The organism is Paraburkholderia sp. Ac-20336, from assembly GCF_017105025.1.
In the GTDB taxonomy this organism is placed as follows: domain Bacteria; phylum Pseudomonadota; class Gammaproteobacteria; order Burkholderiales; family Burkholderiaceae; genus Paraburkholderia.
Window position 1 is genome coordinate 1 of the sequence record NZ_JAAGPS010000183.1, and the last position, 10,329, is coordinate 10,329.

6 protein-coding genes are annotated in these 10,329 nt (G+C 65.8%); 3 read left to right on the forward strand and 3 right to left on the reverse strand.

The window, feature by feature from the left end; genetic code table 11:
* Nucleotides 1–781, reverse strand: a 781-nt coding sequence (gene tssA / locus GXB81_RS28925; RefSeq protein WP_205991002.1) for a type VI secretion system protein TssA, incomplete at its 3' end; no start/stop codon positions are given.
* A gap of 869 nt (nt 782–1,650) precedes the next feature.
* On the opposite strand from tssA, the gene GXB81_RS28930 reads away from it, so the two are divergent.
* The 3 genes from GXB81_RS28930 (at nt 1,651) to GXB81_RS28940 (ending at nt 4,166) form a co-directional block, all read left to right on the forward strand.
* Complete coding sequence (locus GXB81_RS28930) at nt 1,651–2,331, forward strand: hypothetical protein (protein ID WP_167039948.1); 681 nt, start codon at nt 1,651–1,653, stop codon at nt 2,329–2,331.
* Between the two features lie 34 nt (nt 2,332–2,365).
* The gene (locus GXB81_RS28935; RefSeq protein WP_205991004.1) at nt 2,366–3,166 is read left to right on the forward strand and encodes a protein phosphatase 2C domain-containing protein; all 801 of its coding nucleotides are present in this window, start codon (nt 2,366–2,368) and stop codon (nt 3,164–3,166) included.
* A 154-nt stretch (nt 3,167–3,320) separates the two neighbouring features.
* Nucleotides 3,321–4,166, forward strand: a complete 846-nt coding sequence (locus tag GXB81_RS28940; protein WP_205991007.1) for a glycosyltransferase family A protein — start codon at nt 3,321–3,323, stop codon at nt 4,164–4,166.
* Here the strand turns inward: GXB81_RS28940 and GXB81_RS28945 are convergent.
* Together GXB81_RS28945 and GXB81_RS28950 are read right to left on the reverse strand one after the other, a co-directional pair.
* Nucleotides 4,163–8,659: a filamentous hemagglutinin N-terminal domain-containing protein gene (locus GXB81_RS28945; protein ID WP_205991005.1), complete on the reverse strand. Its 4,497-nt coding sequence runs from the start codon at nt 8,657–8,659 to the stop codon at nt 4,163–4,165. The genes GXB81_RS28940 and GXB81_RS28945 overlap by 4 nt on opposite strands.
* Before the next feature lie 157 nt (nt 8,660–8,816).
* On the reverse strand, nt 8,817–10,329 hold a 1,513-nt coding region (locus GXB81_RS28950), incomplete at its 5' end, for a ShlB/FhaC/HecB family hemolysin secretion/activation protein (RefSeq protein WP_205991006.1).

The following is a 10,329-nucleotide window of genomic DNA, read 5'->3' on the forward strand; positions in this document are numbered from 1 at the left end:
CGGCCGCCGCCTCGTCCAGCGCCCCCTCCGCCGCGACGGCCGATGTGCCGAGACGTTCGCCGAGAAAGTCGGCGGCGCGCCGCAGCAGCTTCGTGAGCGGCGAGAGGTCGATGGCGCGCGCGGCGCCGACGTGTTCGGTCAAGACCGTCTCGATGCGCATCGCGGCATGCAGCGCGTCGAGCAAGGCGGCGTGCGTGGCCACCGCGTCTTCGTGCGCGTCGGCGATCACCGCGTCGATCGAACTGAGCGACGGCGCTTCGACGCCATTGGCGAGCGGCACTTCGCCGGTCGCATATTCGATGTCGCGCAAACTGACGATGCCATGCGCACGCGACGACACGAGCGCGGCATCGCGCACGTCCAGCAGCATGCCGGAGGCTTCGGTCAGCGCGGTGAGCGTGTTGACGCGGGCGGTCGGATCGTTGTCGTCGTCCGCATCGAGTTGCGGATACACATGATCCCAGCGCTGTTCGAGCAGCCCCTGCACCAGCGCAAGACCCTCGGCAAAGCCGGCGAAACCCTTGCGATTCAGCAGCGCGCGCGACAGGTGCACCGCGACTCGCAAATCACGGCTTCTCGCGAGCAGATCGAGTGACAGCGCTTCCGCGACTTTCCAGTCGGGCGGCGTGGCGGCGACGGTGGTCTCGCCGTACTGCACCTCGGGCTTGCCATGCACGACCTGCTCGAGTTGCAGGAAGTCAGGGTGGTACTCAAGGTCGTCTCCGCACGGACTCTCGGCGGATATCTCGGCAAGCAATACGCCCGCAGCAAGCGTGGCCATGTCTTGTATCGGTCTCGGATGAGTAGTCTCGACGCACCGTAAAGGACCGGTACGGGTTGCCTTGCCGCCAGGGAATGAGCGCTCCCCCGAAATACCTCTTAACTCTATTTAAATTGCCCGCGCCGGACTCACGCGATCTTTTAGCGAAGCTTACGTTTTCTCATTGGCAATTCGATATGAGAATAGCACGCGGCCCGGAAAATCAAAGCCGGACAGCAATAAAAAGTCATTTTGATTAATTAAGTTAAATACTATATGAAATAGCTTCCAATTCCATAAATATTTAAAACGCTCGCAGCTTTCCGTTCCAGAACAAATCGTAATCATCAGACTAAACGGTCGTCCTATAATTTCGCCACTGCCCCTTTTGGGTCGGTCGATCGGCGGGATGTTCCGGCATAGTGGTAAACGAATCCGGCACCCCGATTTTGCAAAAAAATTAAACTTTTTTTGCACCGCTAAGCGCTTAAATCATAATTACGGGTTAGTCCCGATAGAAATACGACAATGCGCATAAATGTCGAATAGCCCATTAAGTTTTATCTTGTATTAAAGAAAACGGGCCAATAGACTAACGCTGTTTCCAGTCACTCTACCGGTTGCCGCGCGGCATTACCGGTATTGCATGGATTTGACGCGCCGCTGTCTGGGAGGGCGGCGCGGCTGCACGGATTCGTCGAGGACTGGAGTCCCGTGCATCACGGACTCGCCAAGAATGGGCAGTTAACCAGTAGAGCCTCGCCCGAGCGAGGTTCACCACTCCGGGGTGACAAGTGGCAGAGATCCAAAGCGCAGCGGTAATAGACCACGCTGGAGAAAGCGCGCTGCCCGACCTGTGGCAGCGCCGCACCTGTTTGAGCCATGACGAGATGGCATCGATCTACACGATCGTGCGCCGCGCGCTGACGGGCTACCATCCGTCGGAGTTGCAGGCGCTCGGCGAGGACAAGGAAGAACTGATCTCGCAGTTCCTCTATTTCAAGGTGTTCCGTCTCGACGCCGCGCAGACGGCATCGCCCACCTTCCCGCTGCACAGCGCGCCTTCGAGCAGCCACGCGGTGTGCGCGTACTTCCGCCGTTATCTGATCGACTGCCTGCGCAGCGCGAGCCATCAGCGCAACGTGTCGATCGACGAAGACGACGTGATGCCGGAAGTCGACCGGCAAGCGGCCTTTCATCCGGACCCGATCGGCTCGGTGCTATTGCAATACGGCCTGCATGAAGCCGAAGTGCGCGAATCGGCGTCGCGCTTCATCGCCTCGCTCGACGACGCCGACCGCATGCTGCTCGCCGGCAGTCTCGGCTGGCTCTCGAACGAGAAAGGCGGTTTGTCGCAAGTGGCGGCGCGTTACGGTATCGCGTCGTATCACTATCGGGCCCGCAAGCTCGGCGTCACGCTGAAAAAAGGCTCGATCCCGGCCGACTTCAGCCGCACGGAAATCGGCCAGTGGATCGAGCAGGACCTCGGCATCGACATCACGCCGTGCAATCGCATGGCCATCCTGCTGGTGCTGGGCATTCTGTCCGCGCAGTCGCACGCGCAGGAATAAGGTCGAGAGACCGCGAGCACATGAGAGGTCAACGGTGCAACTCGTCACCGCAAGCCTGACCGACCGGGGCGGCCGCCCGCGCAACGAAGATTCGTTCGGCGACTGGTCGAGCGAACGGCTCTACTATTGCGTCGTCGCCGACGGCGCCGGCGGACACGGCGGCGGCGACGTCGCTTCGCGCCTCGTCGTCGATTCCGTACTGGCAGATTTGCGCTACCTGACCGTGGCCGAGTTGCCGCCGACCGGCGAGCGCCTCGCGAGCGCGCTCACGCATGCCAACGAGAACATCGTCGAAGAACAGTTGCGCGGCAACGGCAACGAGAAGGACATGCGCTCGACCGCCGTGCTGCTCGCCATCGATCGCGACTGCGGAACGGCCGCGTGGGCGCACTGCGGCGACACCCGCCTCTACTGCTTTCGCCATGGCGGAATCAGCGCGCGAACGCGCGACCACAGCATGGTCCAGGAGATGGTCGACGCCCACCTGCTGGCCGCCGAGGAGATGCGCCATCACCCGCGCCGCAATGTGCTGTATGCGGCGCTCGGCACCCGGGACCCGTTGCAGATCGCGAGCGTGGCCGGCACCTTCGCGCTGCGTGACGGCGACGCTTTCCTGATCTGCACCGACGGACTCTGGGAGTACGCCGACGACGCCGGCATCGTCGACGCGCTGGCGCAGGCGGCGACGCCCGCCGCGTGGCTCGACGCGCTGGCGGACAAGGTGCGCGCGAACGCGAGCGCCAATCACGACAACTTCACGGCGCTCGCAGTGTGGATCGGTGGCGATCCGGAAGCGACGGAATTGAGGGTGACGCCGGGCGCCGGACCAGTGTAGACGTCGCGGACCCCATCCAGTGGAATCCTGACGAACCATGAGCGCAACGTCCGAAGCGTACGCCATCCGCTCTCTTTCGCAGGATTCCTGAGCAGGCTTATTGAGTGAGCTTATCGAACAGGCTTACTGAGCAGAATCACCGAGCAGGATTCGTATCGTGCCGATCTCGATCATCATTCCCTGCCTGCAAATGGCGACGACGCTCGGGCGCGCGCTGGACAGCTGCCTGATCCAGCCGGAGGCGGCGCAGATCATCGTCGTCGACGACGGCTCGACCGATGCGTCGTTCGACGTCGCGCAGCATTACCGCCAGCGCGACGCGCGCGTGGAAGTGCTGCGCATGCACGTGAACGGCGGCGTCGCCGCCGCGCGCAACTGGGCCGCGATGCACGCGACGCAGGACCTGCTGGCCTTCATCGACGCCGACGACGAATACCTGCCCGGCGCACTGGCTGCGGCCAGCCAGTATTTGCAGCGCGCACCGCGGGAAGCATCGGTGCGGCTCGACGTCGACTATGTCGGTTTTCCACAGGCCATCGTCGAGCATCCCGACTTCGACAAATATGCAGCGATCCTCAGCAATACCGTGCCGAGCAGTCTGGTGATCCGGCGCGCGGTGTATCGCGCGCTCGGCGGCTTTCCGCTCGACGAATTCTTCCGCCGCGTCGGCGGCGAAGACGGCGCATTTTCATGGGCACTCGGCAGGCTGTTCGGCAACCGGCGGCTGATCGACGGCAAGCGGGTTCGCCAGCATTACCATCCCGGCATCCACGCCGAGCGGTTTTTCAGAATTCATATGGGCATGGAACGGCCCCTCTATGAAGAGGTCGTCGAGGCATTGCGGCTGTCGCAACGCTTCGTCGCCAGCGCGGAGCTGGCCCTCGCGCAACTGCGCGCGCTGCATGCGCCGGCCGGCGGCGCGGCAGCGGAGGTCAGCGACGCTGGCGACGCTAACGCAAGCGCCCCCGCAGCGCCGCGCGAAACGCCCAAACAACGCTAGAAGTCGCCGCAGCCGTGCTGGCTGTTAATCAGCATGCAACTGTTCAGGTTCGGCTGCGAACGCACCCGCTTCCACTCCACCGCGAGAATGTCCTGATTGTCGCCCGGTGTCGTCGTGCTGAAGAGCGGCTGGTTCGAGCCGATGCAGATGTTGGTGCCCTGCAGATTGTTTTCGTAGACGAAGGTCTGCTCCTGACTGCCGAACACCGATTGCAATCCGCTGTGCGCGATCGGATCGAAGATCGGCTGCGGCGAGTTCGGCAACGGCAGCACGGTCAGCGTGCCGGGCAATTCGTTGACGATATAGCCCACGTTCGATCCGAAGTTGGGGTTGATCGGATAGCTCCCCGCCGGCGATCCGGCGTTTGCCGTGGTCGTCTCCGAGCCGCTCAACGCGCCCGCGGCGGTGTCGCCATTGATCAGGCCGCTCGCCGTGAACGTGAAGGCGGGGTTCGGCGCGCCGACGAAGCGGGTCGCGCCGTCCGCGGTGACGGTCAGCGTCGGCCGCGCGGCATAGACGAAATGATCGCCGCTGGTCGGCACCGTGCCGCCCCAGCTACAGCCCGAACCGAACAGGCAACCGTAGAAATTCGGCTGCGCGGTGTTCGGCTGTACGCTGCCGCGCGTCTCGCCGTTCCAGGTGCTGGCCCAGATGCGCCAGCCATTGCCGGCGCTGAGCGTGCCGCTGCCCGCGTCGACGAAAACGCCGCTCTCCATTACGAGGTCGATCGAGCCGTTCGCGCTCAGATTCGTATTCGGCCCCGCCGCAGAAGGCGTGCTGCCGCCGAGTCCGATATTGCCAGTGCTCGCGGTCGCGACGAGGTTGCCGGTCAGCGTGGAGTTGGTCGCGTCGACCGTGCTCGTGCTGCCTGTGGCGTAATTGAACGTCTGGCTCGTCAGGGGACCGATCACGAAACCGTGGGAGTCCGAAAAATCGACGTTGCCCGCCTGGGACATCGCCAGCACGGCGACGTCGTTTTGCGGATCGGTCAACTGGAAGTTGCCGGGACCGGCGAGCAGCAGTCCGGCCGCCTGAATGCCGCCGGGGTCGGTAACGGGACCGGCCGAAATCAGCGTCAAGGTTTGGCCCGGCATCGAGATGCCGTAGGGCAGCGCGATCCCGCCACTGCCCGCGCCCGGATTGGTCAGCGTGAGATTGTTCGCGAAGCTCGGACGCGTCGTGCAAGTCGTGCTGCCCGACGCGCACTGCCCGTTGACGGTGATCGCGCCGGTCTGCGTGCTGGACCCGAGCACGATGTTCGGGATCGACGCGAAGGTCGCGAAGGTCGCGGAATCGATGCTCAGGCCGCCGCCCGCGCCGAGCAAGGTGATCGGCGTGCCGTCCTGCGCGGTGATCGCGAAGCTCGACGGGTCCACCGAGGCCGGCATGATCGCCAGCACGCCGCCCGGCGAGGTCAGCGCCGCCTGCGTGATGGCGAGGCTGCTCGCGGTGCCGTCGTTGAATGCGCGCAATACGATCGAGCCGGGATTCGCCGTCGAAATCGTCGCGTTGTTGCCGTTCGTACCGGTGGTCGTCAAGGAGAAGCCGAACTCGCTCGACTCGTCGACCGGCATCGGGACGCCAATCGCGACGCCCGGATCGGTCGTGGTGGTCGAACCGGCGATGCCGATGGTGGTATTCGCCCCGGTCGCGCTGAGCGTGCCGCTGCTGATCAGCACGCCATAGTCGCCCTGCAGGTTCGGGCTCGCGGCAACGGGTCCGGTCACCGCGCCGCGAATATCGATCGCGCCGCCGTTGGTCGAGGTGACCGACGATGCATCGGTAATCAGCACGCCTTCGACACCGGAACCGACGCCGCTGCCGTAGAGGCTCACAGTGCCGCCGGTCGTTATCGAGGTGGGACCGGGCTGCACGCAGTCGCCGCAAGGCGTGTTCTCCAGCGCGAGGCCGATCACCGAGGAGCCTTCGGCCGCCGTCCCGACACTCTGCCCCGTGAAAGCGATGTTGCCGCTCGTCGACTGGACCGACGACCCGCGCAGGTCGAGACCGATACTGACGCTCATGTTCGACGACACGCTGCCCGAGGCGGCCATGGCGCCGCTGCCCGTGCTCAAGGTGCTGTTGTAGATATAGGTGCCGGTCGCGAAGCTGCCGCCGGTGGTGGTGCCGGTCACGCCCCCCGTCATGCTGATCGGGCCGCTCGTGTTGGAGATCGTGGTGTTCTCGACGTCGATGCCGAGACTCGCGTCTCCGCTTTGCGACACGCTGCCGCCAATCGCGATCGCGCCGCCCGAACTGCTGATCCCCGGTTGCAGCGTGCCGGTGTCGCCCTCTGAAACGCCGCCGAACACGTAAACGCCTGTGCCGAAGCTGCCCGTGGACGTGCCGTTCACGCTGATCGGCCCGCTCGCGGTGCTGACGGAACTGTTCGACAGAAATACGCCGGTGCCCGGCTGCTCGATATTCGAACTGCCCTGGCCGTTGATGCTGAGCGCGCCGCTGCCGGTCTGAATCTGGTTGCCGCCGATCACGAACACGCCGTCGTTGGACGCGCCGCCGGCGGTCGCCGTGCCCTCGATGTCGAGCGCGCCGCTGGTCGTCGAGATGGTGCTGACGCCCTCGATCGAAACGCCCGCCGCGTTCGGGCCCAGCGCAACGCCCGTAAGAGTCTGCGGGCCGCCCTCGGTGGAAATCTGCGACGCGTTGATGAGGATGCCTGTCGATGCCGTCACCAGATAGCCGATCGCGACGCCCTCGAGCGGGAACGTGCCGCTGGCCGACAGCGCGCCGCCCGCCGTGTCGATGATCGACGTGTCGATCAGGATCGGGCTGGTCCCGCCGTTGCCGTTCAACGTGATGCCGCCGCCGTTGGTGTTGACGGTGACGCTCTGGAACGCGATCAGACTGTTCGGGCTCGTCCCCTGGGTGTTCGCATCGAAAGTCAGGCTGAGCGGGGCCGCGCTCGACGTGATGTTGCTGTTGATCTTCACCGAGCCCGTCGCGTTCAGCGTGAGCGTCGCGGCCTTGGTACCGGTCGTGATGCTGAGCGGTGCGTCGACCACGATGTCGCCCACGTCGTTGTTCGCATCGAGCCCGGTCGATATCTTCACCGACGTACCGCCGCTCAGCGGACCGGTGAGCGCCGAGTTGAGGATGTACGTGGTGCCCGTGAACGGGCCGAACGTCACGGGGCTGTCGGCCGACGGGGTCGGCGCGACCGCACCCTCGGGCAAGGTCGTCACGATGTCGACCTCGAACGGATCGAGCAGCCACAGGCCGCCCTGCCCCTTCGGCGCCGATGCGTCGACGCTCATTCCGGTCGTGTCGAGCGTGTGCCCCGAGGTTTCGATCAGGCCGCCGTTGCCGCCCTGCGGGCCGCCCTTCGCCGTCAACGTGCCGTAAATGCGGCTGACCGTCTCGCTATAGGCGGCGATGTTGCCGCCGTTGCCGTCGACGAGCGCGTCCGCGTGGATGCTCGCGGTGGGCGACATCCAGATCGCGTTGGCATTGCGCACGGTCGGGTCCGCACCCGCCGAGCCGCCGCCGAAATGCACGGTGCCGCCGCCGGCGGCGCCGCTCGCATCGACATAGGCGCCCGCGAGCAGCGCCACGTCGTAGCCCGTTACGTCGATCCGGCCGCCGGTTTGTCCGGCGCCGCCGCTCGCGTCGAGCGTTCCGCTCACGAGCGTCGCGCCGTTCGTGCCGCCGTCGAGCAGAATATGGCCGTCGTGTTCGCTGAGGCTTTGCGCGCGCACGATGCCTTGCTGGTTGATGACCGTGCCGGCCAGCGCGTCGGCGGTCTGCGCGCTCATCACCACCGTGCCACCGTCGGCGGCCAGCGTGCCGGTGTTGCCGATCAGCGCGTTGGCCGCCCCCTGGTTGATCTTCAGCGTCGTCAGGCCGTCGCCGGCGAAGTCGACCGTGATGTCGTTGCCCGCGCCCAGCGCGACGGTGCCGAGCTTCGCGTTGACCGTGCCGCTATTGCTAACCGTGCCGCCGAGCAACGCGACGGTGCCGCCTTCCGCCGCCGTCAGCGAACCGGCATTGCTGACCGATGCCGCCGAGGTGCCGACGAAGCGATAGTTGCCGGCGAGGAAATCGGCATTGGAGATGTTGAGGGTCGAGGCGATCATCGACCCCACGTTCACCGACGACCCCGGCGCAAAGATCACCCCGGCCGGATTGACGAGAAACACCTTGCCGTTGGCCTGCAGGCGTCCCGCGATCACGCTGGGGTCGTTGCCCGTCACGCGGTTGAGCAGGGCCGAAGCCGCCGACGGCTGCACGATCCTGACCGCTTCGCCCGCGCCGATCGAAAACGTGTTCCAGTTGACGATCGCATTCGACGAGCCTTGCGTAATGTTCATCTGCCCCGCGCCCGGCGAGCTGATGCCGACCGTGCCGGCCACCACCTGCGCGCCGGTCGGGTTCGCGAACGCGGACGGCAGACACGACGCCGCGAACAGCGCGGCGACCGCGCCGGCAATCGCGTTGTTGGCGCGCCTCGGCCGCGCCCTGCATGGCTTGTTCATCGCACACCTCGGCGCCGGGAGCCTCCCGGCACGACCCACGATTCAACGATCCTGCCGCCAGCGCTGCGCGCGCGGCAACCGGCGACCCGATTCATGCTTTCGCTGCCCTTCGTCATACTGTGTTTTGTGATGCTCTTCGCGATGCCGCGTTGCCCCGTCAGAACGTCTTCGTCAGTTGTACGTAGAAGCGTGGGAGCTTGTCGTCGCCGGTCGTGTCGGGCGCGGTCGTGCGCCATGCGACCGTGCCCTGCAACGAGAAGCCGCCCGGCGCGGCCCAGAATGCGCCGACCCCCACCCCGCTGCGCGTGATGACGTTCGAGCCCTGGTTCGGCCGCGAACTGGCGTTGTACCAGCCGGTTCCGAAGTCGAAGAAGCCGAACACGGTCGCCCGCGCATCGATCGCAAAGCGGCCTTCGAGCGTGGCGACGAACCCCTCGTCGACCAATGCTTCGGAGGGCGAATAAGCGCGCACCGCGTGCGGGCCGCCCAGCAGGAAGCGCGACGAACTGTCGAGCGTGGTCGCGGCCCACTGGCCGGATACGCCGGCGAACACGCTGAACCGCTCGGTCACCGCATTGAGGCGGTTGGCAAAGAAAGTCGCGCGCAGTTCGTTGCCTTGCGTGTCGCGTCCCAACGACGAGGCATCGAGCTGCTCGGCCGCCGCGCTGCGGAAATGCAGGCTGCCGATCAGCAACTCCACGTCGGCGCTGTTGAAGCCGCCGCCGAACAGCGCGTCGCGGCTTTCGTAGCTCAGGCCGATGCTGCCTTCCACGAGCGACCTCGGATTGTGCTGATCGACGACGCCGACGTTGTCGATCAGATCGCGGTATTCGAAATTGACGCGGCCCAACAGGCTCTGATTGCGCGTGCGCACGAGCGGATGCGTGAGCGTGAAGTCGACCACGGTCGCCTCGCCCTGCGCGTCGAGCGAGGCGAACTCCTTGCCGAGCGCGTAGTTGAGCCGCGACACCGCGACCCCGAGGCGCGTGCCTTGCGCATTGAGCGGTGCCTCGTAGCCGACGCGCCCATAGAGCGTGTCGCCGCGCTGGCCGCCGAGCAGCCGCAGGTCGAGGTTGTCGCCGATCATGAACGGCGAATTCAGGCGGGCCAGCGCGCCGAGCCGCCAGGTGCCGCTCGCGTCCGCGCCGAAGTTGTCGAGGTCGACCGCGAAGGTCCAGCGTTTGGCAGGCGCCACGCTGATGGTCAGATCGACCGTGCCGGGCTCCTCGCCCGCCTCGATTGCCGAGGACACCTGAATACCCGGCAGATCGGACAGCAGCAGCATGGTCCGTTCGAGCTCGTGCTGCTGCAGCGGCCGGCCGAGCGGAATCTGCGCGACCCGCTCGCGCAGCAGGTCTTCGCGGATCGGCGTGCCGGCCGCGATGTCGAGCCGCACATGGCCGACGCGCCCTTCGAGCACGCTCAGTTCGACGTTGCCGGCGCTCACGTCCTGCGGCGGGATCACCACCTGGGCCAGCAGATAGCCGCGCTCGCGATACACCTGCGTGATGCGCGCCGCAATCGCTTCGAGGCCGGCAAAGCCGGTCTCCTTGCCGATCCGGTCCTGCACGGGCGCGAGCAGCACGTCGGTGGCGATCGTGTCGTTGCCCTTGAGCGTGATGTGCTTCAGCACGAAGCTCGGGCCGGCCGCGGTGACGGGCGGCGGCGCC

Bases quoted from the DNA above. Each gene is read 5' to 3' on its own strand.
- GXB81_RS28930 (WP_167039948.1), top strand. From the start codon at position 1,651: ATGGCATCGATCTACACGATCGTGCGCCGCGCGCTGACGGGCTACCAT.
- GXB81_RS28945 (WP_205991005.1), bottom strand. From the start codon at position 8,659: ATGAACAAGCCATGCAGGGCGCGGCCGAGGCGCGCCAACAACGCGATT.